Here is a 24,326-nt window from a genome sequence, read left to right as displayed (position 1 = left end):
CCACCCAACCAGCGGGAGGGGGACCGCTATTCCCGGATGTCGCCGTGTGACGCCGGCCGGGCACCGAGATCCGCGAGGAACGACTCCGCGCCGGCGACCTCGTCCGCCGTCAGACCGGCGGCCGACTCGGGCACGATCAGGTGGAACGGCGTCTCCTGCTCGCGCGCCCAGTCGACGGCGTCGCCGCGGAGGTTGTCGTCGATCCAGACGACGGCGTCGATCGCGAACCTGTCCCGTGCCTGCTCGAGCCAGACGGCGACGGGCTGGAGCTTGCCGGTCTGCCCGGGGAAGCGCGGGTCGCGCGGGAGTCCGCCGCCGAAGACGATGGCCTCGGTGCCGGCCGGCAGTCCGAGATCGTCCGCGAGCACCGAGGTGAGCTTCGGCGGCCAGGTGGTCGCCCAGACGATCGTGCCGACGGCGGCGAGGCGGCGCACCAGCTCCTCGCGCTCGGGCTCGAGCATCAGCCGGTGGCCGCCCGCCGCGCGGTCGCTCGAGACGGACGGGTTCAGGACGCCGTCGACGTCGAGCAGGATGAGGGCGGCCATGGCTGCAACCGTAGCCGCGGCCGCGGTCCGGCGCGAGGCGGGAGCGCCCGCTAGCGTGGGCGAGTGCCTCCCTCCGCCCGTCTCCCCGGTGGGGCACTGGTCTCGCTCGAGCCCGACCCGATCCGCGAGGGCTCGCTGGTGCTGGAGATCGACGGCTCCGAGCAGTCCCTGATCGACCTCCGCGCGCCGGAGCAGCTCGGCCTCGAGTACCTGGCCCGGCTCGGCGCCGTGGTCGATGCGCTCGCGCCGCCGGGCGTCCCCGTGACGGTCCTCCACCTCGGCGCCGGGGCGCTGGCCCTGGCGCGCCACGTCGCTGCGACCCGGCCGGGCTCCGAGCAGACGGTCGTCGAGCGCGCCGCCGGGCTGGTCGAGTTCGTGCTGGCGCACGCACCGCTCCCCAGGCGGACGAGGCTGCGCAGCGTCACCGCGGACGCCGCCGCGCCCCTCGCCGTGCCGCCGGCCGACCTCGTCGTGCTGGACGTCTACGACGGCGACGAGATCCCGGAGCCCTTCTACCGCGCCGAGGTGCTCGGCCGTCTCGCCGGGCTGGTCGAGGGCGGCGGCCTGCTCGCAGTCAACGTCGCTGACGACGCCGATCACCGGCGGCTGCGGCGGCTCCGGCGGGAGGTGCAGCGCGTGCTCCCGGTGGTCGCCGCCGTCGGTCCGCTCAGCTACGCCGAGGGGCGCGGGAGCGGAAACGCGATCCTGCTCGCCTCACGAGGCGACCTCGCCTCGCGCGCCGCCGCCCGCCTCCTGCAGGCCGGGCCGCACCCGGTCGCGGCCGTTGCGGATCGCGACGTCGTGCCCGTCGAGGTGGCGATAGAAGTCGACCCGTGACTCCAGCGCGATGCCGGCGTCGAGGTACTTGGCCTTGATCCGCTTGATGTAGGTGCGCACGGTGTGCTCGGCGATCCGCATGTCGAGGGCGACGTCCTTGACCGCCGTGCCGGACCCGTAGGAGCGCATGACGCGGCTCTCCTGCCGGCTGAGCACGGGCCGGCGGTGCTCGCCGGCGGCGAGGAAGCGGTGCCGCGCCGCCTCCGAGATCCAGGAGCGGCCGGACGCGACCGACACCAGGGCCGCGACGAGCTCGCCCGGCTCGTCGCCCTTCCAGACGAAGGCGGTGCGCTCGAGGCGGAGCACCGCGCGGACGGCCTCGAGCGAGTCCGACGCGGACAGCACCACCAGGCCGCGATGCCGCGCGCTGACCGCCGCGAGCGTGCTGGTCAGCACCTCGGGCGCGACCCGGTCGAGGTCGAGGACCGCGATCGTGTCCGCCTCGGCGGCGTCCGGGTCCGCGGCACCGAGGTGCGGGAGGACGTCGGCCAGGAGGGCCGCGAGCGCTGCGCGCTCGATGGACAGACCGCTCACCACGGTCACAGCGAACTTCTCGAATTCCGCCACGGAAACCCCTTGCAAGGACGGTCGGGTCCGTCCTGGATCGAACCGTAGCGAAAGGAGGACCGGCCGAGCCACGCACGGGACATTCCGTCCCGACAGCGATCAGCGCATCCCCGCCGGGCCCGCTCCTTGCTCGCACTCCGCCCAGGAGGGCTAGTCTCCGTGACGATGAACGACTCCGACGAGACCGCCCTCCGCTCGACCCGGATCCCCGCCGACCAGGTGCGGACCCGGATGCTCCGCGCCGCCCGCGAGGTCATCTCGGCCCACGGGCTCACGGTCGGCTTCGCCCACCTGCCGATGGAGGAGTACATCCGCCTGGCCGCCGTGCCGCGCAGCTCGGTCTACCGGATCTGGAGCACGCGGGAGGAGTTCGTCGCCGACCTCATCGGCGAGATCTTCGTCGCTGACCGCTTCGCCGACGGCGCGGATCCCGACGCCCAGCGGGCGATGACCGAGGTCTACGAGCGCTCCTCCGCCCACCTCGGCACCGCGGCGGGCCGCCGTCAGGTGGCCTGGGAGATGATCCGCATCGGCGCGAACTCGAGCGTCGAGACCCTCCGCGCCTCAGTGGACTGGTCCTCCTACAACGCGCTGCTGGCCTGCACCTTCTCGATGGAGGAGGGCCCTGCGCGCGAGGCGGTGCGCGCGACCGCCCGCCGGCTCGAGACGATGCTCAGCCAGCGGCTGCGCGACTACTACCAGGACGTCCTGGACCAGTTCAGCGCCTCGCTCCGGCCCGGCTTCACCACGCTCCAGCTCGCGCACCTCACCGCGATCGTCACGGACGGGCTGGTGCACCGCGGGCGGCTCCTCGACGACGAGCTCGACGCGGTCGTCACGGCGCCCGGCCTGGACGGCGAGCCGGTCGAGTGGAGCCTCACCGCCTGGACGATCCGCTCGATCGTCGACGGGATGCTCGAGCCGGTCGCCGAGGACGAGCCTCCCGCCGACCGCTAGAGCGCGGCGTCCTCCGCCGGCGCGGACCCGGTGGGCGTCGGCTCCGGCGGCACGGGCTCGCAGAACCCGTCGATCAGCATCAGCGCGCCCGCCACCACGAGCGAGGGCGAGCCCGGCCGGCCCGGATCGATCGGTCCGGTCACCAGCTCGGGCGCGGCGATCCGGGCGACGCAGAGTCCCTCGATGAACGAGGAGATGGCGGAGGCGAGCACGGCGTACTCCTCCTCCCGCCCCGAGCGCAGGCGCAGGCCCGCCTCGGCGAGGGTGTGCCGGTAGTACTTCGCCATGTTCTCGATGAAGTGCACCTGGCGCGAGTGCAGGGCCTCGTGGATCGCGACGCGGGCCGACTCCGAGTGCGAGTCGACCGCACCGATCAGGGCGACGAAGTTGCGCCAGTGCTGCGAGGCGAACACGTTGTCGTAGTTGGCCTCGATCGCGACGGTGAGCGAGGCGACGAGGATCTCGCGCATCTGCTCGGGAGTCGGCTGCTCGGCGAGGCGGCGGTGCAGGTACGCGTCCCCCGCGGTGAGCGAGGTGGGGTCGAGCCGGGCCGTGAGGATCCGCTCGGGGATCGCCGCGACCAGCTCGTCGTAGAACGCCTGGCGGGTGGGCCAGATCCGGTAGACCGTGCTGCGCGGCACGCCGGCGGAGCGGATGACGTCCTCGAGCGGCAGGTGCGAGACGCCGACGCGCAGGCCCTCCGCGCGGACGACCGCGAGGGCGGCGTCGAGCAGCCGGGTCCGGACCTGCTCGCGGCTGAGTCGGGCCGGTCGCGGCGGGACCTCGGGCGGGGTGTCGGTGCCCATCGTGCCTCCGGAGGCGGGTGAGCGGGGCGGCTTCGGCGTCCCCGGTGCACCCGAGCGTAGACGATCGCCGACAGTCGTCGCGCACATCGGCTACTCGGGAGGTCACAGAGGCAGCCGGACGCGCGGGGACGGGCGCGGCTCGCGCTCGGCGTGCGAGCCGCGCGAGCCGCGCTGCCTGTCCCCCAGGCGGCCGCCCCTTCGGCCGATCTCGACCGTAGGCGCTCGATCAGGGTCACGTCAAAACTCCGGACATCATGTCCCGCCGATCAGGGGCGGAAGGGACGGCGGGGCTCGTCCGACGGCGGCAGGAGGTGCTGCCCCGCGCGCACGGCGCCGAGGCGCGGGATGCCGAGCTCGTCCGCCACCGCGCCGGCGACCTCCGCCTCGGCGTGGCCCGCGAGCTCGACGTTGCGCATCAGCTTGGCGTGGTGGCAGGGGCTGGCGTCGATGGCGACCACCATCGCCGAGAAGCGCAGCGCGTCGCCCAGCCGCGCCATCGGGTTCAGCTCCGCGAGCACCGACGGGACGTCCGGCATCGACAGGAGCGTGTAGTAGCAGGTCGACACGACGTAGTCGTCGACGCCCGCCTCGGCCGACGGCGGCGCGACGATGATGTCGCCGAGCGACACCGAGCCCGTCCGCGAGCCCAGGACCGAGGCGATGGTCACCCGGATGTCGCCGGCGAGCGAGACCACGCGGACGCTCTCCGGCCAGGGCGGCAGGGCCGCGAGCTGCGTGGAGCCGGTGCGCAGGGCGATCCCCGCCTGCGACGACAGCGCGTCGATCATGGGCATGCCCGTGCACTCCCCCGCGTTGCCCGCGTCCTCCGAGGCCGCCGCGCCGCACGAGGCGAGCAGCGCCGAGATGCCGAGGCGCGACTGCGGCTCGAGTCCGCCGACCACTGCGGGGCTGACCGTGCCGGTGGAGTCGATGATCTGCCCGAGGCGGAGGGCGAGGTCCGAGCCGGTGTTGGGCGTGCCGAAGGTGACGACCTCGCGCACCATCGACTCCACCGGCACACCGTCGACGCTCTGGCTGAGGGCCTGGCGCGCGGCGAGGCCGCCCATCGAGTGGGCGACGACGACGGCCCGGTGGCCGGTCGCCGCGGTGAGACAGGCGATCGAGGAGGCCAGGGCGTCGGCGATGCCGGGATCGGTCACCCAGCGGGCCGCGAGATCGCGGTAGTCGAAGGTGTAGACGACGGCGCCCTCGGTGTCCTGGAACGCGCCGATGAGCGAGCGCTGCGAGGTGGTGACCGGCTGGTCGACGCCGTTGGTGGCGATCAGGTCGACCAGGTGCGAGAACGCGCCCGTGCGCGACTCGTCGTGCGTCGCGGTGCCGAGCCAGCCGTGCAGCACCAGGATCGGCACCAGCGAGGCCGCCGCCGTGGACTCGACGTCGTCGCCCGGGAGGACCGGGGCGAGCTCGGCGATGCCGCAGCTCGCCGGCGGAGGGGCTGTGGCGGCGGCCGCGGCGACCGCGGTGCCCGACGGCACGACGACGGCACCGACCACCACGAGAAGGGCGGCCAGCACGGCGATCAGGACTCTCATCCGCACGTTTCCTCACCGCCGCGACCCCTGCTGAGCGGGTTCAGGGGATCGTCCGGACGAACGTCCCAGAAGTCAATCACCCGGACGCCCCCGTTCGGGCTCTCTGTCGGGAATCGACGGACCCCCAGTCAGGGTGCCCTCACCGCGTGCCGCGCAGGCCGCCGTCGCGCGTCGTCGTCCCTCACGGTGCCGTGGACGACGAAGGGCCCCGCCGGTCTCCCGGCGGGGCCCTTCGTCACTCAGACCGTGCTCAGCTGTAGTTGCCGGGCTCGTAGCCGTCGCTCGAGAACGAGTCGAAGTCGACGAACGAGAGGTCCGCGTCGCTGAACGCGGCGTCGTCGGCGAAGATGCGGTTGGGGTACCGCTCGGCCTTCGCCTCCTCCGTCGCCTCGACCGACACGTTCCGGTAGCGGGGCAGACCCGTTCCGGCCGGGATCAGCTTTCCGATGATCACGTTCTCCTTGAGGCCCATCAGCGGGTCGCGCTTGCCCTCCATGGCCGCCTGCGTCAGGACGCGGGTGGTCTCCTGGAAGGACGCGGCCGACAGCCACGACTCGGTCGCGAGCGAGGCCTTGGTGATTCCCATGACCTCCTGGCGGGCGGACGCGGTCCGCTTGCCCTCGGTCAGAGCCGCACGGTTGACCTCGCTGTAGCGCGAGCGGTCGACGAGCTCACCCGGCAGCAGGTCGGTGTCGCCGTGGTCGACGACGGTGACCTTGCGGAGCATCTGCCGGACGATGACCTCGATGTGCTTGTCGTGGATCGGAACGCCCTGCGAGCGGTAGACGCCCTGGACGCCGCCGACGAGGTGCTTCTGGACCTCGCGGACGCCCAGCACGCGCAGGACCTCCTTGGGGTCGACCGTTCCCACGTGCAGCTGCTGACCGAGCACGACCGACTGGCCGTCCTCGACGAGGAGCTGCGAGCGCTTGAGCACCGGGTAGATGACCGCCTCGTCGCCGTTGTCCGGCTGGAGGATGACCCGGCGGGCCCGGTCGGTGTCCTCGATCGTGATGCGACCGGCGGCCTCCGCGATCGGCGACGCACCCTTGGGGGTGCGGGCCTCGAAGAGCTCCTGCACGCGGGGCAGACCCTGCGTGATGTCGTCGGCCGAGGCCGATCCACCGGTGTGGAAGGTGCGCATCGTGAGCTGCGTGCCGGGCTCGCCGATCGACTGGGCCGCGATGATGCCGACGGCCTCTCCGATGTCGACGAGCTTGCCGGTGGCGAGCGAGCGGCCGTAGCAGGCCGCGCAGACGCCGACGGCCGACTCGCAGGTCAGGACCGAGCGCACCTTGATGTGACGCACCTCGGCACCGACGAGCTTCTCGATGAGGACGTCGCCGACGTCCTCGCCGGCCTCGGCCACGACCTCGCCGGCCTCGTTCGTCGCCGCGGTGGCGAGCGAGCGGGCGTAGACGGAGTTCTCGACGTTCGAGTCCTGGATCCAGGCGCCGGTGGCGTCCTGGAGCATGATCGGCAGGTCGAGGCCCTTGGTCGTGCCGCAGTCGTCCTCGCGGATGATGACGTCCTGCGAGACGTCGACGAGTCGACGCGTCAGGTAGCCCGAGTCCGCGGTGCGGAGCGCGGTGTCGGCCAGACCCTTGCGGGCACCGTGCGTGGCGATGAAGTACTCGGCGACCGACAGTCCCTCGCGGTACGAGGAGATGATCGGTCGGGCGATGATCTCGCCCTTCGGGTTGTTCACCAGACCGCGCATGCCGGCGATGTTGCGCACCTGCAGCCAGTTACCACGGGCACCGGAGGTGACCATGCGGTTGATCGTGTTGTCGATCGGGAAGTTCGCGCGCATCGCCTTGGCGACCTCGTCGGTCGCCTCGGTCCAGATCTTCACGAGCTCCTGGCGACGCTCCGCCTGGGTGGTCAGACCCTTGTCGTACTCGGACTCGACCTTGGCCGCCTTCTTCTCGTAGCCCGCGATGATGACGGGCTTCGAGGGCGGGGTGAGGATGTCCGAGAGGGCGACGGTCACACCGGACCGGGTGGCCCAGTAGAAGCCGGCGTCCTTGATGCGGTCGAGCGAGGCGGCGACCTCCACCTTCGGGTAGCGCTCCGCGAGGTCGTTGACGATCCCGGAGATGGTCGTCTTGTCGGCGACCTGCTCGAAGTAGGGGTAGTCGACCGGCAGCGCCTCGTTGAAGAGGGCGCGGCCGAGCGTCGTGTCGAGGAGGACGGGCGCGGTGACCTTGCCCTTGTCGTCGATCTCGACGCCCTCGGGGGTCTGACCCTGAGCGAAGTACACGTCCGACATGCGGATGCGGACCTTCGAGTTCAGGTGCAGCGAGCCCTGGTCCTTCGCGAGGATCGCCTCCGAGACGGAGGAGAACGCGCGTCCCTCACCGGCGCCACCCTCGCGGATGGTCGTCAGGTGGTGCAGGCCGATGATCATGTCCTGCGTGGGCAGGGTGACCGGACGGCCGTCGGAGGGCTTGAGGATGTTGTTCGAGGCGAGCATCAGGATGCGCGCCTCGGCCTGGGCCTCGACCGACAGGGGCAGGTGGACGGCCATCTGGTCGCCGTCGAAGTCCGCGTTGAACGCGGCGCAGACGAGCGGGTGCAGCTGGATCGCCTTGCCCTCGACCAGCTGGGGCTCGAAGGCCTGGATGCCGAGTCGGTGCAGGGTGGGCGCGCGGTTGAGCAGGACGGGGCGCTCGCGGATGATCTCCTCGAGCACGTCCCAGACCTGCGGACGCGAGCGCTCGACCATGCGCTTGGCGGCCTTGATGTTCTGCGCGTGCGACAGGTCGATCAGGCGCTTGATGACGAACGGCTTGAACAGCTCGAGCGCCATCTGCTTGGGCAGACCGCACTGGTGCAGCTTGAGCTGCGGTCCGACGATGATGACCGAGCGGCCCGAGTAGTCGACGCGCTTGCCCAGCAGGTTCTGGCGGAAGCGACCCTGCTTTCCCTTGAGCATGTCGCTCAGGGACTTCAGGGCGCGGTTGCCGGTGCCCGTGACGGGACGGCCGCGGCGGCCGTTGTCGAAGAGGGCGTCGACCGCCTCCTGGAGCATGCGCTTCTCGTTGTTCACGATGATCTCGGGGGCACCGAGGTCGAGCAGGCGGCGGAGGCGGTTGTTGCGGTTGATGACGCGGCGGTACAGGTCGTTCAGGTCGGAGGTGGCGAAGCGGCCACCGTCGAGCTGGACCATCGGGCGCAGCTCCGGCGGGATGACCGGGACCACGTCGAGGACCATCGCGGCCGGCGAGTTGCCGGTGGCGAGGAACGAGTTGACGACGCGCAGGCGCTTGATGGCGCGGATCTTCTTCTGACCCTTGCCCTCGGCGATCTGCAGGTGCAGCGTCTCGGCCTCGGCCTGGAGGTCGAACTGCTCGAGGCGCTTCTTGATCGCCTCGGCGCCCATGTAGGCCTCGAAGTAGACGCCGTAGCGGTCGACGAGCTCGTTGAAGACGGCGTCCTCGGGCTTGAGGTCGCCGACCTTCAGGGTGCGGAACTGCTCCCACACGCTCTCCAGTCGCGCGATGTCCTCGTCGAAGGACTTGCGGATCTGGCCCATCTCCTTCTCGGCGCCGTCCTTGGTGCGGCGCTTCTGGTCGCTCTTCGCACCCTCCGCCTCCAGGGCGGCGAGGTCGGTCTCGAGGCGCGCCAGGCGGTCCGCGATGCGGGAGTCGCGCTGGTCCGAGAGGGTCTTGATCTCGAGCCGGAGCTCGTTCTCGAGGCCGGGCATGTCGGCGTGACGGCCGTCGTCGTCCACGTCGATGATCATGTACGCCGCGAAGTAGATGACCTTCTCGAGGTCCTTCGGCGCCATGTCCAGCAGGTATCCGAGGCGCGAGGGCACGCCCTTGAAGTACCAGATGTGGGTGACGGGGGCGGCGAGCTCGATGTGGCCCATCCGCTCGCGGCGGACCGAGGACTTGGTGACCTCGACGCCGCAGCGCTCGCAGACGATGCCCTTGAAGCGGACCCGCTTGTACTTGCCGCAGGAGCACTCCCAGTCGCGCGAGGGTCCGAAGATCTGCTCGCCGAACAGACCGTCCTTCTCGGGCTTGAGGGTGCGGTAGTTGATGGTCTCGGGCTTCTTCACTTCACCGTGCGACCAGCGACGGATGTCATCGGCCGTCGCGAGGCCGATGCGCAGCTCGTCAAAAGTTGTTACGTCGAGCAATGTTTTCTCCTTGTCGGAAAACAGGGTGTCTCGTCAGAGACGGGGAGTCGTCAGATGCTGGCGCGGGATCAGATGTCGTCGACGGAGGACGACTCGAACCGGGAGGAGATGTTGATGCCGAGCTCCTCCGCGGCGCGGTAGACCTCGTCATCCGTGTCGCGCAGGCTGACCGCGGTGCCGTCGGCCGAGAGGACCTCGACGTTCAGGCACAGGGACTGCATCTCCTTGATGAGGACCTTGAAGGACTCCGGGATGCCCGGCTCCTGGATGTTCTCACCCTTGACGATGGCCTCGTACACCTTCACGCGGCCGAGGATGTCGTCCGACTTGATGGTGAGGAGCTCCTGCAGCGCGTAGGCGGCACCGTAGGCCTCGAGGGCCCACACCTCCATCTCGCCGAAGCGCTGGCCGCCGAACTGCGCCTTACCACCGAGCGGCTGCTGGGTGATCATCGAGTACGGGCCCGTCGAGCGCGCGTGGATCTTGTCGTCGACGAGGTGGTGCAGCTTCAGGATGTACATGTAGCCGACCGAGACCGGGTCCGGGAAGGGCTCCCCCGAGCGGCCGTCGAACAGCTGCGTCTTGCCGGACGAGCCGATCAGGCGCTCGCCGTCGCGGGTCGGGGTGGTGGAGTCGAGGAGCCCTGCGAGCTCCTCCTCCGCCGCACCGTCGAACACCGGGGTGGCGACCTTGGTGCCGGGAGCGGCCTCGCGGGCGTGCTCGGGCAGGCGCTTGGCCCACTCGGGCTTGCCGTCGACCTTCCAGCCCTGCTTCGCGATCCAGCCGAGGTGGATCTCGAGGACCTGGCCGAAGTTCATCCGGCCGGGGACGCCGAGCGGGTTCAGCACGATGTCGACCGGGGTGCCGTCGGCGAGGAACGGCATGTCCTCGACCGGCAGGATCTTCGAGATGACGCCCTTGTTGCCGTGGCGGCCGGCGAGCTTGTCGCCCTCGGTGATCTTGCGCTTCTGGGCGATGTAGACGACCACGCGCTGGTTGACGCCCGAGCCGAGCTCGTCGTCGCCGTCCTGCGCGTCGAACACCTTGACGCCGATGATCGTGCCCTGCTCGCCGTGGGGCACCTTGAGCGACGTGTCGCGGACCTCGCGGCTCTTCTCGTTGAAGATCGCGCGGAGCAGGCGCTCCTCGGCCGAGAGCTCGGTCTCGCCCTTGGGCGTGACCTTGCCGACGAGGATGTCGCCGGGGCGGACCTCGGCGCCGATGCGGATGATGCCGCGCTCGTCCAGGTCGGCCAGGAGCTCCGGGCTGACGTTGGGGAGGTCGCGGGTGATCTCCTCCTTGCCGAGCTTGGTGTCGCGGGCGTCGACCTCGTACTCCTCGATGTGGATCGAGGAGAGGACGTCGTCCTTCACCAGGTTCTGGCTGAGGATGATCGCGTCCTCGAAGTTGTGACCCTCCCACGGCATGAACGCGACGAGCAGGTTCTTGCCGAGCGCGAGCTCGCCGTTCTCGGTCGCGGGACCGTCGGCGACGATCTCGCCGACCTCGATGCGCTCACCGGCGGAGACGACCACGCGGTTGTTGTACGAGGTGCCCTGGTTCGAGCGGTCGAACTTGCGCAGGAAGTAGGTCTGCGTGCCGCCCTCGTCCAGCTGGACGGTGACGGAGTCGGCGGAGACCTCCTGGACCACGCCGGCCTTGTCGGCCGTGATGACGTCGCCGGCGTCGATGGCCGCGAAGCCCTCCATGCCGGTTCCGACGACGGGCGACTCGCTGCGCAGCAGCGGGACGGCCTGACGCTGCATGTTCGCGCCCATGAGCGCGCGGTTCGCGTCGTCGTGCTCGAGGAACGGGATCAGCGAGGTCGCGACCGACACCATCTGGCGCGGGGAGACGTCCATGTAGTGCACGCGCTCGGCGTCGACGAGCTCGACCTCTCCGCCCTTGGGGCGGACCAGGACCTTGCCCTCGGCGAAGCGCATGTCGGAGGTGAGGGGGGCGTTCGCCTGGGCGACCAGGTACTCGTCCTCCTCGGACGCGGTGAGGTAGTCGATCTGCGCGGTGACGACGCCGTCGACGACCTTGCGGTACGGCGTCTCGATGAAGCCGAACGAGTTGATGCGCGCGAAGGACGCGAGCGAGCCGATCAGGCCGATGTTCGGGCCTTCCGGGGTCTCGATCGGGCACATGCGGCCGTAGTGCGACGGGTGGACGTCGCGGACCTCGACGCCGGCGCGCTCACGGGAGAGACCGCCGGGGCCGAGCGCCGACAGGCGGCGCTTGTGGGTCAGACCCGCGAGCGGGTTGTTCTGGTCCATGAACTGCGACAGCTGCGAGGTGCCGAAGAACTCCTTGATCGCGGCCACCACGGGGCGGACGTTGATCAGGGTCTGCGGGGTGATCGCCTCGATGTCCTGCGTGGTCATGCGCTCGCGGACGACGCGCTCCATGCGGGACAGGCCGGTGCGGACCTGGTTCTGGATGAGCTCGCCGACCGCGCGGATGCGGCGGTTGCCGAAGTGGTCGATGTCGTCCACGTCGAGGCGGAGGTCGACCGCGGCACCGTCGCGCACACCGGGCAGGTTGGTGCGGCCGTCGTGCAGCGCGACCAGGTACTTGATGGTCGCGATGATGTCCTCGACCGTGAGCACCGAGTCGGACAGCGCCTTGTCGATGCCGAGCTTGCGGTTGATCTTGTAGCGGCCGACCTTGGCGAGGTCGTAGCGCTTGCTGTTGAAGTAGAAGTTGTCCAGCAGCGCGCGGGCGGCCTCGGCGGCGACCTGCTCGCCCGGGCGGAGCTTGCGGTAGATGTCGCGGAGGGCGTCCTCCTTGGTGAGGATGTTGTCCTTCTCGAGGGTCAGCTCGATCGACTCGTAGCCGGCGAACTGCTCGAGGATCTCCTCGCTCGTCAGGCCCAGGGCCTTGAGGAAGACGGTGACCGACTGCTTGCGCTTGCGGTCGATGCGGACGCCGACCTGGTCGCGCTTGTCGATCTCGAACTCGAGCCAGGCACCGCGGCTGGGGATGACGCGGGCGGAGTAGATGTCCTTGTCGGACGTCTTCTCCTGCTGGCGCTCGAAGTACACGCCCGGGCTGCGGACGAGCTGGGACACGACGACACGCTCGGTGCCGTTGATGATGAACGTGCCCTTCTCGGTCATCAGGGGGAAGTCGCCCATGAAGACCGTCTGGGTCTTGATCTCACCCGTGAGGTGGTTCATGAACTCGGCCTCGACGTACAGCGGAGCGGCGTAGGTCTTGCCGCGCTCCTTGCACTCCTCGATCGTGTACTTCTCGGGCTCGAGGTACGGGTTCGTGAAGCTCAGCTGCATCGTCTCGCTGAGGTCCTCGATCGGGGAGATCTCCTCGAAGATATCGTCGAGTCCGGAGTTGGCGGGGAGATCCTCCCGGCCGACGGCCTTCGCCTCAGCGACGCGGGTCTTCCACGCCTCCGAGCCGACGAGCCAGTCGAAGCTCTCGGTCTGCAGCGCGAGCAGATCCGGAACCGTCAGGGTGTCGCTGATCTTGGCGAACGAGAGACGCGAAGCTCCGCGTCCGTTCTTGGGTGAGGTGGTGGTTGCGTTGGGCGCAGCAGCCAAGGAAGGAACCTCCGTAGACCCTCGCGGGTCTCAATCTGTGGGATGTGTGGAGTGGGCTCCCGCCGGGCGGGCCGACACGTCCTGCTCCCCGTTCCGTGACCGCGGTGACGCGGCCGCAGCGACGAAGCGACCGGTTTGACGCGGCCTTCGGGGCGGGGGCTAGAGTGTGGCATCGGCATCCACCATCTGATGCCGGGTTCCGATGGCTGGTCGACCGCAATATGACGACTCGGCACTCGGGAGCGCAAAGTACAACTATAGATGCACTGCGCCACGCCGCGCAAGTGCAGGTGCTTGCGTCCGGCACGGGCCTCGGGTATACGGCCGGGTCGAGGGTCCCGCCCTCCCCGCCTCTCCCGCTCCGCCTCTCCCCTCCGCCTCCTCTCCTGCGCGGCACGGCAGACTGGTCGGATGGCCGAACGCACCGGTCGCCGACGCGGCGACGACTCCGAGCACCCCCGCGCCGTGCTCGCCAGCGGGTTCCTCGCGCAGATCGAGCCCGACCGGCACTCCGCCGACGCGGCGACCCTCGTCGTCGACGGGACCCCGCAGTCGCACGTCGACCTCGCCGACCCGACGCACCTCTCCTTCGAGTACGTGCGGCGGATCGGCCACGCGATCGACCTGCTCGCGCCCGAGGGCGAAGCGGTGACGGCGCTGCACCTGGGCGCCGGCGCGCTGACCCTCCCGCGCTACGTGGCGGCGACCCGGCCCGGCTCGCGCCAGCAGGTCGTCGAGATCGAGGCGGCGCTGGTCGACCTCGTGCGTGAGGCGCTCCCGCTGCCCCGCGGCGCGCAGATCCGGATCCGCCAGGGCGACGCCCGCGAGGTGCTCGGCAAGCTGCCGCCGGGGCTGCTCGGCACCGTCGACGTCGTCGTGGTCGACATCTTCTCCGGGGCCCGGACGCCCGCGCACGTCACGAGCGCCGAGTTCTACCGCGAGATCGCTCCGCTGCTCGCGCCCACCGGGGTCGTGGCGGTGAACGTGGCCGACGGCGGGGCGCTCGCCTTCGCCCGGGCGCAGGCCGCCACGCTCGCGGCGGTCTTCGCGCACACGGCGATCATGACCGACACCCAGATGCTGAAGGCCAAGCGCTTCGGCAACGTGGTGATGCTCGCCTCGCCCTCCCCGCTTCCGGTGGACGGGCTGCCACGGCGGCTCGCCTCCGATCCGGCGCCGGCGAAGCTGGTGCAGGGGCGCGAGCTGGAGAACTTCCTCGGCGGCGCCTCGGTCGTCACCGACGACACCGCCACGCCCTCGCCGCTGCCGGCCCGCAGCATCTTCCAGGTCCGCCGGGGCTGAGGAGCGTCGCCGGGGCTGAGGAGCGTCGCCGGGGCTGAGCGTGCCCGGGCCGGGCGCCCCGGCCCGGTTGCCCGTACAGTGGACGGGGGCCAGAGCCCCCTCCGTCCTCTCGCCGCCGCGTGCGCCGATCCGGATCCGCATCCACGAGGAAGAACCGCCCTGAGCATCATCATCCGCCACGACCCCGCGACGCTCCGCGAGGAGATCGACGTCGACGCCGCCCAGGACCGCCTGGAGGAGATCGGCGCGCTGCGCTCCCTCGCCGCGCTCACCGAGAAGGCCGAGCTGCTGCGCCTGCTCGGCCGCCTCGACGAGGCCTGGGACATCGCCACCGAGGCCGTCCGCCGCACCCGGTTCTCCGGCGACCGCGCCGAGCTGCTCACCGCGCGCGTCCGCCGCGCGCGCCTGATGCAGCTGCGCGACCGCTCCGACGAGGCGCTCTCGGAGCTCACGCTCTGCGTCGAGGAGGCGCGCACGCACGAGTGGCACGTCGAGCACTCCTTCGCACTCAAGCACCGCGGGCTCGCGCTCTTCGAGAGCGGCGAGTACAGCCAGGCGGCGCGCGACTTCGACGCGGCGACCGCGCTCGGCGAGCGCGTCGGCGTGGAGGAGGAGGAGCTCGAGGTCGCGCGCCTCGGCTTCGCCGCCGCCTCCGAGTTCCAGGACGAGTCGACCCGCGGCCCCCGGGCGGACGGCGCCGTGCGCGGCCGCCGCCGCGCCGAGGGCGACGAGGCCTGAGCCCCGGAGCCGATCCGACCGATGGCTGAGCTCGACCAGGTCGCCCGCTGGGCGGACGCGCTGCTGCGCGAGCACCTGGACGCCTCGTGGAGCTTCGCCTTCGATCACGCCCGCACCCGCGGCGGCGCCTGCCACTGGAAGGACCGGCGCATCACCGTCTCGCGGCATCTCGCCGCCCGGTGGAGCGACGAGGAGGTGCACCAGACCCTGCTGCACGAGGTCGCGCACGCGCTCGCCGGCCCGAAGGCCGGCCACGGTCCGGCCTGGCGGCGGGCGGCGACGGCACTGGGCTACACTGGCGACCGCACGCACAGCAATCCGACCGCGGACGAGCTCGCGCCGTGGGTCGGCAGCTGCCCGAGCGGGCACCTCTTCTACCGGCACCGCCGGCCGAGCCGGCCGCTGGCCTGCGGGAGGTGTGCCCGGCGTTTCGAGGCCGCGAACGCGATCGAGTGGCGGCGCCGCGAGGTGCCGGCGCGACCGGTCGCGAGCGAGCGCTCGGCGTGAGCGAGGGCGCACCGCATCGCGTCGTCCGCGGCCGGGTGCCGAGCACCGGGCAGTGGCTGGTCGACGCGGGCGGGCTCCGCTGGTGGTTCGACTCCGGGAGCCTCGCGCTCGACTTCGCCTGCACCGGGCCGCTGCGCGGGATCCCCGGCGAGCGCCTCGACTCCGACGAGGCCCTGGCGGCCTGGCTCGCCGAGCGCTTCGACGCCGTCGACGCTTCCGCCCGCGACGCGCGGCTCGACGACGCGCTGATGCTCCGCGGCGCGGTCTCGCGGCTGGCCGTCGCCGCTGAACGCGGTGCCGCGGGCGACCCGGCGGACGTCGACGTCGTCAACCTCTTCGCCGCGATGCCGGACGTGCCGCCGTCGCTCTCCGGCGGCTCGCGCCAGGCGGGCCGCTCGCACGCGGCGGCGCGGCAGGCGCTCTCGACCCTCGCCCGCGAGGCGGTCGATCTGCTGGGCGGCGGCACTCCGGGGCGGCTGCGCCGCTGCGACGCGGAGGACTGCCGGATCCTCTACCTCGACACCTCCCGGGCCGGCTCGCGGCGCTGGTGCTCGATGCAGCGCTGCGGCAACCGGGCGAAGGTCCGCGCGCACCGGCGCCGGAGCGCCGAGCGCGCGGACCGCGCCGAGGGCTAGTCGACGACCTTCACGTCCTTCCAGAACGCGAGGTAGCCCGAGAAGTCCTTGCCGACGCGGTCGAACGCGGTCGGGTACGGCGTCGGGTAGGACCAGGCGCGGTCCTTGAGCATCCCGTCGTCGGACTTCACGTCGTAGTACTGGGCCTCGCCCTTCCACGGGCAGGTGTACTGGGTGCTGCTCGGCACCAGGTAGTCGTTGTTCACGCTCGTGGGCGGGAAGTACCAGTTGCCCTCGATGGAGATGAGATCGGAGTCGGGGGCGTCGGCGATGACGACGTCGTTGAGGACGGCTTTCATTCGGGCCAGCTTTCCTGTCGCGGAGACGGTCGGCGGAGGCGGTCCTCCGCTCCCGGGGAACGCTACGCCGCCCCGCCCCCGCCGGTCGAGCGCGGCCGGGGCCCTTGCGGAGACGCTCAGGTCCGGTCCGTCAGCGCGGGGAGCGCAGGACCGTCACCGTGTCGACCGTGTCCACGCGGGCGGCGGCGGCGATCTCGGCCCCGCGGCCGCGCGCGGTGAGCAGGCGGCCCGTGGCGGAGGCGGTCAGCAGGTGGACGCAGGCGCGGCGGAGACCCTCGTAGGACGCGGACGCGACGGCCGCATCGGGTGAGACGTGGTCGATGCCGAGCCCGATCAGGGCGTCGATCAGCGCGCCGGCGGCCAGCTGGTCCTCAACGGCGAAGCGCGGCTCGCCCGCCGCGTCGACCTCGCCGACGGCGACGACGTTGACGCTGGTCCGGCCGCCGTTCTCGTGCTGGCGCTCGAGGATCCAGCGGGCGACGGCGGTGCGGTCGGCCAGGCCGGCGCGGACGACGTGGCCGTCGATCGCGTCGGGGTCGACGGCGTCGTCCGCTCCTCCCGGGAGCGCGTCGACCAGCACGGTGATGTGCGCCGGGGCGAGGGCCCGGAGACCGCGGGCGCCCCAGTCGAAGCGGATCTGGTACGAGCCCTGGTCGAGGGCGGCGGCCGGGGCGGCGGCGGTGCGGTCGGAGTCGGGGAGCGCGGCGTTCACGCCTCCACGGTACCGACCGCTCCGCCGCCGCCTACACGCCCGCGGCCCGGCGCGCACCCGGTTCCCGCCCGGGAGAACCCGGAGGAGGATGGACCCCGTGAAGGTGATGCTCAAGCACGTGCTCGACACCGACCCCGACTCCGCCTGGCGCGCCCTGCAGAGTCCGGCCGTGTTCCGCGAGGTGATGTCCCCGTTCCTGACCGCCGCGTCCCTGGACGAGGGCGGCTTCCGCCCGACCTGGGGCCTCGGGCCGCACGACGTCGCGATGGACGCCCTCGGGATCGTGCCGATGGGCGCGCAGGAGATCGACCTCTCCTACCGCCGCGTCCCGTCGATGCCCGACGTCCGGATCCTCCGCGACAACGGCGCTCCGCTCTCCGGCGCGCTGCGGCTGATCACCGCGTGGGACCACCGGATGGCCGTCGCCCCGCTCCCCGACGGGCGGACGCTCTTCCGCGACCGGCTGGAGTTCAGCGCCGGGCTCGCCTCGCCGGCTCTCTGGCCGTCGATGTGGGCGTTCTGGCAGTGGCGCGGGATCCGCATCCGCGCCCTGGCTCCGACCTGGCGCCACGACGTCGGCGCCGATACCCGCCCCCGAGGGGAGGACGCACCGTGAGCCCCGACGGATCCGCCGAGGAGGCCGTCGAGCTGTCCCGCGCGGACCTGCTGCGCTTCCGCTGGCCCACCGGCGAGGACGACGGCAGCGAGGACGAGGACGCCGTGTCGCCGCGGCGCCGGCTCGCCTCCGCCATCGAGGTCGCCGACTGGCGCCGCCACGTCCAGGCGATGTACGCCGAGGTCCGCAGGCTGTCGAACGTCGACCTGCTCGCCGCGCACGCGTCGTGGATCCGGGCCCGCAACGCGCTGTTCGATCGCCACCCCGCCACTCCCCTGCTGCCCGCCGACCGGGCGCACTTCCGCTCGCTGCCGATCGCGCCGTACGACGCGGCCTGGCGGTTCGAGCTCGAGGTCGCGCCGGCCGAGGAGGCGCGGCGGATGGACGTGGAGACGGGGACGGACGGCGTCGTGCCGTTCGAGCTGGTCGGGACCGTCGAGGTCCCCTCCGCAGGGACCCTGGACGTCTGGAAGCTCGGCTCCTACGGCGGCGGGCTCTTCGTGCCCGTCAAGGACGCGCTGGCCGGGACGCCGGGCGGCACCTACGGCGGCGGGCGCTACCTGCTCGACACCGTGAAGGGCGCCGACCTCGGCACCGGAGCGACGCCGTCGACGCTCGTGCTCGACTTCAACTTCGCCTACAACCCCTCCTGCGCGTACGACCCGGCCTGGGCCTGCCCGCTCGCGCAGGCCGGCAGCACTCTGCCGGTCGAGGTCCCGGTGGGCGAGCGCTACAAGGGCTGACGGCGCGGCGACATGCTGATCGAGCAGCCCTCGCAGAGGGCGCATCGAGATCCCGCCCGCCGATGCTGACCGTTCTCGGAGGCTCCGCCGATAGCCTCCGGGCGGCGCGCCCCCGCGCCGGAAAGCAGGAATCAGCATGCCCCGACCCGTCCTCCTCGTCACCGGAACCTCGACCGGCATCGGCCGCGCGACAGCGATCGAGGCCGCCCGCTCGGGCTGGCAGGTGGTCGCGACGGTCCGCGACGTGGAGCACGCCGACGGACTCCGCGAGGCGATCGGCGGGGCCGGGGTGGAGCTCGACGTGCAGCGGCTCGACGTCACCGACGCGGACTCCGTCACCGCCTGCCTCGAGCGGATCCAGTCCGTGCACGGCGGACTCGACGTCCTGGTGAACAACGCCGGGGCGGGCCACGTCGGCATCACCGAGCTCGAGGACCCGGCCGAGCTGCGTCGCGTCATGGAGGTCAACTTCTTCGGCACGGTCGCCGTGACCCGCGCCGCGCTGCCCCTTCTGCGCTCCTCGCGCGGGCGGATCGTGACCGTGTCGAGCGTCGGCGGCGCCGTCGGCCAGCCCTTCAACGAGGACTACTGCGCCGCGAAGTTCGCGATCGAGGGCTTCTTCGAGGCCCTCGCGCCGGTCGCCGCGGCCGTCGGCGTGCACGTCTCGCTGATCGAGCCGGGCGCCGTCCGCAGCAGCTTCGTCGAGAACGTCGGCATCGACGCCTCCGCCCTGATGGCCGAGGCCGGCCCCTACGCCGGCGCGCTCGGCGCCTACCTCGACCGCACGGCGTCCGCCTTCTCCTCCACCCACGCCCAGGAGCCGGCCGATGTGGCCGCGGTGATCCTGCAGACCCTGCGCGACCCGGAGCCGCCCTTCCGGGTGCAGACCTCGGACTGGGCGCGGGACTTCGTCGGTCTGAAGCTGGCCGACCTCGACGGCTCCCGCGTGCAGTCGACCATGCGGGGATGGATCGGCACCCACTAGGGTGGAAGGGTGCGAGCGCGACGACTGCGCTCCCCCGCGTCGTAGAACGCCCATTTTCCGTTGCGGATCCCTCTGGATCCCGACCATCTGGCGCACGTGCATGAGGCCCCCGGCCGCGCGCACCGCTTCGTACGGCGAACGGATGTGACCACCGTCACCTTCGCCCGAACAGCCGATCACCCGCGCCCGGCCACCGCCTGCGCTGTCAGATCGGCATGATGCCCCGAAAGGCACCATCCATGTCGACCATCCCCACCTTCGCCGCTCTCGGCGTCCCCGCACCCCTCGTCACCGCCCTGACCGCGAACGGCATCACCGAGCCGTTCCCGATCCAGGTGGACACGCTCCCCGACACCCTGAACGGCCGCGACGTGCTCGGCCGCGGCAAGACCGGCTCCGGCAAGACCCTCGCCTTCGCCATCCCGATGGTCGCCCGCCTCGGCGGCGCCCTCGCCGGCGGCCGCCGCCGCCCGGGTCGCCCGCTCGGCCTGATCCTCGCGCCGACCCGCGAGCTCGCCACGCAGATCACCGCGGCCATGCAGCCCCTCGCCGACGCCTACGGCATCGTCACCACCACGATCTTCGGCGGCGTCTCGCAGCAGCGCCAGGTCGCCGCGCTCAAGCAGGGCGTCGACATCGTCGTGGCCTGCCCCGGCCGCCTCGAGGACCTGATGAAGCAGGGCTTCGTCAACCTCGACGCCGTCGAGATCACCGTGCTCGACGAGGCCGACCACATGGCCGACCTGGGCTTCCTGCCCGTCGTCACGCGCATTCTCGACAAGACCCCCCGCGGCGGACAGCGCCTGCTGTTCTCGGCCACGCTCGACAACGGCGTGGACAAGCTCGTCAAGAAGTACCTGCAGAACGAGGTGCTGCACTCGGTCGACGAGGCGAACTCGCCCGTCGCGCTGATGACCCACCACGTCTTCGAGGTCGACAGCCTCGACGCCAAGAACGCCCTCGTGAAGACCCTGGCGTCCGGCACCGGCCGCCGCATCCTCTTCATGCGCACCAAGCACCACGCGAAGAAGCTCGCCAAGCAGCTCACCGGCCAGGGCATCCCCGCCGTCGACCTGCACGGCAACCTCTCGCAGGTCGCCCGCGACCGCAACCTCGCCGCCTTCGGCGCCGGCACCGTCAAGGTGCTCGTCGCCACCGACGTCGCCGCCCGCGGCGTGCACGTCGACGACGTCGAGCTGGTCATCCACGTCGACCCGCCGATGGAGCACAAGGCGTACCTGCACCGCTCGGGCCGCACCGCCCGCGCCGGCAGCGAGGGCGACGTCGTCACCGTCGTGCTGCCCAGCCAGCGCGGCGACGTGAAGACGCTCCTGCGCAAGGCCGCCATCCAGGTCACCCCGCAGCTCGTCACCGCCGACTCGGCCGCCGTGTCGAAGCTCGTCGGCGACGTCGCGGCGTACGTCACCCCGACCGCCGTCGTCGAGCCCGTCCGCGGCCAGTCGCAGGGCGGCCGCTCGCAGGGTGCCAACGCGCAGCGCAAGCGCGCCGCACGCACCGATGGCGGCACCGCCCCCCGCGGCGGACGCGGTGAGCGCTCGGCGGCTCCCGCCGGCGCCGGCTCCGACCGTCCCCGCCGCGGCACCGGCGGAAGCTCCGACGGCGCCGCTCGCGGCGGACAGCGCGGCGGCCGCGGCCGCTCCGCCGCCGCAGCGACCACCTCGGGCGGCTCGCGCTCGTACTACAGCACCGGCTCGGGCTCCAGCAGCTCCGCCCCGGCCGGCGCTGAGCGCCGCCCTGCGCGACGCGCACAGGGCTAATTCGCGCGCCGCGCAGCGGCGCGCCGCAGTCGGCTGGGTGGACGGTCGCGTTCCGCAGAGCGGGTTGCGAACGGCTACGGCGATTCGCTTGGCACGCGAATCGCCGCTCCGCCTCGTGAGGGGCGGCTGGTCCGGGGCGCAGCGTCTGACGACGTGCGCGTGCCGCGACGACTGCACGAAGAGACATGAAGAAGGCCGGGAGTCCTCCCGCGACGCAGTCGCGGGTCGGGCTCCCGGCCTTCGTCGTCTTCGGGAGAGGCTGCTTCTTCTGCTGCGGTGGCGAAGGAGGAACGGCAGCCGGCGCTGCCACAGCAGTCGTCAGTCGGCCGACTCTTCTTCCCAGTCGAGCGCTTCAGCGAGTCGCTCGGCGTCGGGCAGAACGGCTCGTTCCTCCGCCGGCAGAGCGTCGTACGAGTAGGTCGACACCGCGATCGGAGAATCGGCGCGTCCCAGCGAGTATCGGACGGTGTGCTCGTTGCGGCTGCCGCAGATGAGGATCCCTACCGTCGGAGCGTGCTCCGGTCGTCTGAGGCGGTCGTCGACGAGAGCGATGTAGAAGCCGAGCTTGCCCGCGTACTCGGGCTGGAATCGGCCGGTCTTGAGCTCGATGACCACGTAACGGAGCTGATCCACGTGGAAGAACAGCAGGTCGAGGTAGAAGTCGTCGCCGTCGACGTCGAAATGCACCTGGCGGCCGATGAATGCGAAGCCGGCGCCGAGCTCGCGGAGGGTGTCGACGATGCGATCCGTGAGGGCCTGCTCGAGGTCTCGCTCTGCGGCGTCCTCGGAGAGGTCGAGGAAGTCGAACACGTAGGGGTCCTTCGCGAGTTCCCGCGCGAGATCCGAGTCGGACAGGGTGAGTCGGTCCGTGAAGTTGGTCGGTGCCGCGCCGATCCGATCGCGGGTGCGGTTCATGATCTGGTTGGCCAGCATGTTCCGTGACCAGGCCCGCTTCACCGCCGTCTCGGCGTACCAGTCGCGTGCATCCCGTTCGTCGAGCCGGTCGAGGAGCACCGTGATATGGCCCCAGGGCAATCGTGCAACAGCCTGTTGCACGATTGCCGGCTCGGGCCAGCTGGCAGCGAAAGCGCGCATGTAGAGCAGGTTGCGACGAGAGAATCCCTTCATCGCCGGGAACTCCGCTCGCAGATCGTTCGCGAGACGCTCGACGACCCCGCTCCCCCACTGTTGAGTCTCCTGCTGACGCAGGATGGTCTGCCCGATCCGCCAGTACAGCTCGACCAGTTGAGTATTGACGACGCGCTGCGCTTGACGTCGCGCCTCATGGACCTGCTTCTTCAGCCCCTCGAGCGTGCTGGCGTAGTCGTCGGGCAGTGACAGTCCGGAGCGCGCCATCCCACGATCCTCCCGTGGACTCGCCCCGCCTCTCGGACGTGGCGCCTTTTCGCCCGTCTCGCACTCGAGACGGGCGGAGGACATGATCGTGCAGCCTCTGTCGCCCACGCGGCAGATGCGCAACTCCCGGTCTATCGGCGTGCCCGCGCGAAAGCGCGGCCGGCCCAGAGCGGACGGCTCTCCCCGAGAATCGCCGCGACCACGGAACCCTGAGGCACGAAGCCCTCTGGCGCCCGAGTCCCGGTGCGAGAGCGCGCTTCAAGCCGTGAGCGGAATTCGCGTGCCAGCGAATTCCGCCAGGCGGACGTCGGACGCTCTACGGGGCCCGACCACCTGCGAGAGCCGACTGCGGCGCGCGAGAAGGCACGCTGCGCGCTACCGAAGCTTCCCCACCGATGCGAGTGCGGCGCGCAGCAAGGCGCCGCGCCCACCCTCCATCTCGGCGGAGACGGCGTCGGAGCAGGCCTCGTCGGGGGTCATCCAGGTCAGCTCGAGGGCGTCCTGGCGGGGATCGCAGGTGCCGGTGACGGGGACGACGTAGGCGAGCGAGACGGCGTGCTGCCGGTCGTCGGTGAAGGGGCCCATGCCGGGCATGGGGAAGTACTCGGCGACGTGGAAGGGCAGCGGGCTGGCCGGCAGCAGCGGGAACGCCATCGGGCCGAGGTCCTTCTCGAGGTGGCGGAAGAGCGCGTCGCGGAGGGTCTCGCCGTACATCACCCGGCCGGAGACGATGGTGCGCGTGATCTGCCCCGAGGCGGTCGCCCGGAGCAGCACCCCGACCTCGGTCACCTGGCCGAGTCCGTCGACGCGGACGGGCACCGCCTCGACGTACAGCAGCGGGAGCCGACGGCGGATCTCGGCGAGTTCATCGTCGGACAGCCACCCGGAGTTGGGATCAGGGGTACGCACGCTCATAGGGCCATTCTTACCCGACGTTCATGTCAGTCCGGTTTCGGCTCGCACTCTGCAGACTCGGCGATGATGGTCGGATGGGAATCGACGCGAACGCGGTGCTGTGGTCCTCCTCCGCGAAGGACCGGGCCGGGCGGCCCCTCCTGGTGCTCCTGCACGGCTACGGCTCGCACGAGGGCGACCTGTTCTCGCTCGGCGCCTACCTGCCGCTGGAGCCGGTGCTCGCGTCGCTCCGGGCGCCGCTGGCCCTGGACGGCGGCGCGAACGCCTGGTGGCCGCTGCGGGTCCCGCTGGATCCGGATCAGCCGCGGGCCGACCCGGTCGCGGTCGAGGCGGCGGCGCAGGGCGTCCTCGACTGGCTGGACGCGCTCGAGCACGACGGTCCCGTCGGCGTGCTCGGCTTCTCGCAGGGCGCGGCGCTGGCCGTGCAGCTGCTGCGGCGGGCCCCGGGCCGCTTCGCGTTCGCGGTGGCCCTCTCTGGCTTCGTGGTGCCGCTGGCGGAGGGCGACGCGGCCGACGAGGTCCTCGCCGAGGAGCGTCCGCCGGTGTTCTGGGGGCGCGGCACGCTGGACGCCGTGATCCCGCCGGAGCTGGTCGCGGAGGCGGCGGAGTGGTTCCCGGCGCACACCGCGCTCGACGCGAGGGTCTACGAGGGCGTGGCCCACGGCGTGAGCCAGGCGGAGCTCGCCGACATCGGCACCTTCGTGCGGCTCGGCTTCGCCTGACTCCGGTGCCCCCGGACGATCACCGGCCGCCGCGGCCGCTCGT

General features: G+C 71.6%; 20 protein-coding genes. 10 read left to right on the top strand and 10 right to left on the bottom strand.

Annotation, left to right across the window (positions count from 1 at the left end; all coding sequences use genetic code 11):
• Positions 1 to 26 precede the first annotated feature (26 nt).
• Together C1I64_RS00695 and C1I64_RS00690 are read right to left on the bottom strand one after the other, a co-directional pair.
• A complete protein-coding gene (locus tag C1I64_RS00695; protein WP_127885908.1) occupies positions 27 to 545 on the bottom strand; it encodes an HAD domain-containing protein in 519 nt (172 codons plus the stop codon).
• A gap of 714 nt (positions 546 to 1,259) precedes the next feature.
• Positions 1,260 to 1,949 carry a LuxR C-terminal-related transcriptional regulator gene (locus C1I64_RS00690; protein ID WP_127885907.1) on the bottom strand — a complete coding sequence of 230 codons (690 nt, stop codon included), beginning with the start codon at positions 1,947 to 1,949 and terminating at the stop codon, positions 1,260 to 1,262.
• Positions 1,950 to 2,114: 165 nt separating this feature from the next.
• On the opposite strand from C1I64_RS00690, the gene C1I64_RS00685 reads away from it, so the two are divergent.
• Positions 2,115 to 2,906, top strand: a complete 792-nt coding sequence (locus C1I64_RS00685) for a hypothetical protein (RefSeq protein WP_127885906.1) — start codon at positions 2,115 to 2,117, stop codon at positions 2,904 to 2,906.
• On the opposite strand, the gene C1I64_RS00680 is transcribed toward C1I64_RS00685, so the two are convergent.
• From C1I64_RS00680 to rpoB, 4 genes are all read right to left on the bottom strand, one after another.
• Positions 2,903 to 3,712, bottom strand: a complete 810-nt coding sequence (locus tag C1I64_RS00680) for a TetR/AcrR family transcriptional regulator (protein ID WP_127885905.1) — start codon at positions 3,710 to 3,712, stop codon at positions 2,903 to 2,905. The genes C1I64_RS00685 and C1I64_RS00680 overlap by 4 nt on opposite strands.
• A 266-nt stretch (positions 3,713 to 3,978) precedes the next feature.
• Entirely contained in the window at positions 3,979 to 5,265 is a 1,287-nt protein-coding gene (locus C1I64_RS00675; protein WP_127885904.1) for an esterase/lipase family protein, read from the bottom strand.
• Positions 5,266 to 5,515: 250 nt separating this feature from the next.
• Complete coding sequence (locus C1I64_RS00670; RefSeq protein ID WP_123445025.1) at positions 5,516 to 9,415, bottom strand: DNA-directed RNA polymerase subunit beta'; 3,900 nt, start codon at positions 9,413 to 9,415, stop codon at positions 5,516 to 5,518.
• A 68-nt stretch (positions 9,416 to 9,483) separates the two neighbouring features.
• A complete protein-coding gene (rpoB, locus tag C1I64_RS00665) occupies positions 9,484 to 12,975 on the bottom strand; it encodes a DNA-directed RNA polymerase subunit beta (RefSeq protein ID WP_127885903.1) in 3,492 nt (1,163 codons plus the stop codon).
• Between the two features lie 411 nt (positions 12,976 to 13,386).
• On the opposite strand from rpoB, the gene C1I64_RS00660 reads away from it, so the two are divergent.
• The 4 genes from C1I64_RS00660 to C1I64_RS00645 all read left to right on the top strand — a co-directional run bounded on the left by C1I64_RS00660 (position 13,387) and on the right by C1I64_RS00645 (position 16,157).
• Complete coding sequence (locus C1I64_RS00660) at positions 13,387 to 14,277, top strand: spermidine synthase (RefSeq protein WP_123445023.1); 891 nt, start codon at positions 13,387 to 13,389, stop codon at positions 14,275 to 14,277.
• A gap of 78 nt (positions 14,278 to 14,355) precedes the next feature.
• Positions 14,356 to 15,015 carry a hypothetical protein gene (locus tag C1I64_RS00655; RefSeq protein ID WP_185019941.1) on the top strand — a complete coding sequence of 220 codons (660 nt, stop codon included), beginning with the start codon at positions 14,356 to 14,358 and terminating at the stop codon, positions 15,013 to 15,015.
• Between the two features lie 21 nt (positions 15,016 to 15,036).
• Positions 15,037 to 15,522 (top strand): SprT-like domain-containing protein, encoded by a 486-nt coding sequence (locus C1I64_RS00650; protein WP_127885902.1) that lies wholly within the window; start codon positions 15,037 to 15,039, stop codon positions 15,520 to 15,522.
• Positions 15,519 to 16,157, top strand: a complete 639-nt coding sequence (locus C1I64_RS00645; RefSeq protein WP_244209374.1) for a CGNR zinc finger domain-containing protein — start codon at positions 15,519 to 15,521, stop codon at positions 16,155 to 16,157. Before C1I64_RS00650 ends, C1I64_RS00645 begins: the two co-directional genes overlap by 4 nt.
• Here C1I64_RS00645 and C1I64_RS00640 read toward each other — a convergent pair.
• Complete coding sequence (locus C1I64_RS00640) at positions 16,154 to 16,456, bottom strand: DUF427 domain-containing protein (RefSeq protein ID WP_123445021.1); 303 nt, start codon at positions 16,454 to 16,456, stop codon at positions 16,154 to 16,156. The genes C1I64_RS00645 and C1I64_RS00640 overlap by 4 nt on opposite strands.
• A 130-nt stretch (positions 16,457 to 16,586) precedes the next feature.
• Positions 16,587 to 17,168 carry a 2-phosphosulfolactate phosphatase gene (locus C1I64_RS00635; protein ID WP_127885901.1) on the bottom strand — a complete coding sequence of 194 codons (582 nt, stop codon included), beginning with the start codon at positions 17,166 to 17,168 and terminating at the stop codon, positions 16,587 to 16,589.
• Positions 17,169 to 17,256: 88 nt separating this feature from the next.
• On the opposite strand from C1I64_RS00635, the gene C1I64_RS00630 reads away from it, so the two are divergent.
• From C1I64_RS00630 to C1I64_RS00615, 4 genes are all read left to right on the top strand, one after another.
• Entirely contained in the window at positions 17,257 to 17,784 is a 528-nt protein-coding gene (locus C1I64_RS00630; protein ID WP_243586244.1) for a hypothetical protein, read from the top strand.
• Positions 17,785 to 17,954: 170 nt separating this feature from the next.
• Positions 17,955 to 18,527, top strand: coding sequence for a DUF1684 domain-containing protein (locus C1I64_RS00625; protein WP_123704621.1), 573 nt, complete (start codon positions 17,955 to 17,957; stop codon positions 18,525 to 18,527).
• Between the two features lie 136 nt (positions 18,528 to 18,663).
• Complete coding sequence (locus tag C1I64_RS00620) at positions 18,664 to 19,512, top strand: SDR family oxidoreductase (RefSeq protein ID WP_127885900.1); 849 nt, start codon at positions 18,664 to 18,666, stop codon at positions 19,510 to 19,512.
• Positions 19,513 to 19,751: 239 nt separating this feature from the next.
• On the top strand, positions 19,752 to 21,290 hold the full coding sequence (locus C1I64_RS00615) for a DEAD/DEAH box helicase (protein ID WP_127885899.1): 1,539 nt from the start codon (positions 19,752 to 19,754) through the stop codon (positions 21,288 to 21,290).
• A 318-nt stretch (positions 21,291 to 21,608) separates the two neighbouring features.
• On the opposite strand, the gene C1I64_RS00610 is transcribed toward C1I64_RS00615, so the two are convergent.
• Together C1I64_RS00610 and C1I64_RS00605 are read right to left on the bottom strand one after the other, a co-directional pair.
• Positions 21,609 to 22,646 carry a PDDEXK nuclease domain-containing protein gene (locus C1I64_RS00610; RefSeq protein WP_127885898.1) on the bottom strand — a complete coding sequence of 346 codons (1,038 nt, stop codon included), beginning with the start codon at positions 22,644 to 22,646 and terminating at the stop codon, positions 21,609 to 21,611.
• A 375-nt stretch (positions 22,647 to 23,021) separates the two neighbouring features.
• On the bottom strand, positions 23,022 to 23,561 hold the full coding sequence (locus tag C1I64_RS00605) for an NUDIX hydrolase family protein (protein WP_123445016.1): 540 nt from the start codon (positions 23,559 to 23,561) through the stop codon (positions 23,022 to 23,024).
• A 74-nt stretch (positions 23,562 to 23,635) separates the two neighbouring features.
• Here C1I64_RS00605 and C1I64_RS00600 point away from each other — a divergent pair, with 74 nt between their 5' ends.
• On the top strand, positions 23,636 to 24,283 hold the full coding sequence (locus C1I64_RS00600; protein ID WP_127885897.1) for an alpha/beta hydrolase: 648 nt from the start codon (positions 23,636 to 23,638) through the stop codon (positions 24,281 to 24,283).
• The last annotated feature ends 43 nt before the right edge of the window (positions 24,284 to 24,326 follow it).

This window comes from Rathayibacter festucae DSM 15932, from assembly GCF_004011135.1.
GTDB lineage: Bacteria > Actinomycetota > Actinomycetes > Actinomycetales > Microbacteriaceae > Rathayibacter > Rathayibacter festucae.
This window is presented reverse-complemented; position numbering and strand designations above follow the sequence as displayed.